The organism is Sporosarcina sp. CAU 1771, assembly GCF_054482775.1.
Genome location: NZ_JBTLRN010000054.1, coordinates 1029 through 1964, shown reverse-complemented (window position 1 = coordinate 1964; position 936 = coordinate 1029). Strand labels below are relative to the sequence as shown.

Here is a 936-nt window from a genome sequence, read left to right as displayed (position 1 = left end):
TCCTTACGGTCTAGCTTCGACGCCCTTGGAACGCTCTCCTACCACTGACATCTAAGATGTCAATCCACAGTTTCGGTGATCTGTTTAGCCCCGGTACATTTTCGGCGCAGCGCCACTCGACCAGTGAGCTATTACGCACTCTTTAAATGATGGCTGCTTCTAAGCCAACATCCTGGTTGTCTGGGCAACGCCACATCCTTTTCCACTTAACAGATACTTGGGGACCTTAACTGGTGGTCTGGGCTGTTTCCCTCTCGACTACGGATCTTATCACCCGCAGTCTGACTCCCAAACATAAATCTTCGGCATTCGGAGTTTGTCTGAATTCGGTAACCCGGGATGGGCCCCTAGTCCAAACAGTGCTCTACCTCCGAGATTCTATCGTTTGAGGCTAGCCCTAAAGCTATTTCGGAGAGAACCAGCTATCTCCAGGTTCGATTGGAATTTCACCGCTACCCACACCTCATCCCCGCATTTTTCAACATACGTGGGTTCGGGCCTCCAGTAAGTGTTACCTTACCTTCACCCTGGACATGGGTAGATCACCTGGTTTCGGGTCTACGACCCCATACTTATTCGCCCTATTCAGACTCGCTTTCGCTGCGGCTCCGCATTCTCTGCTTAACCTTGCATGGAATCAGTAACTCGCCGGTTCATTCTACAAAAGGCACGCCATCACCCATTAACGGGCTCTGACTACTTGTAGGCACACGGTTTCAGGATCTATTTCACTCCCCTTCCGGGGTGCTTTTCACCTTTCCCTCACGGTACTGGTTCACTATCGGTCACTAGGGAGTATTTAGCCTTGGGAGATGGTCCTCCCGGATTCCGACGGAATTTCACGTGTTCCGCCGTACTCAGGATATAGGACTCATGCCGCCTTGTGCACTTTAAGGCAGCCTTAGGCCCTCCTGGTAGAGGGTTCCGATTTATGAG

1 rRNA gene (cut by a window edge) is annotated in these 936 nt (G+C 51.4%); it reads right to left on the bottom strand.

Annotated elements, in window-relative coordinates:
* Positions 1-936: ribosomal RNA gene (locus tag ACXYMX_RS16965) — 23S ribosomal RNA — on the bottom strand (its annotated part continues 418 nt past the right edge of the window); the annotation flags it as partial.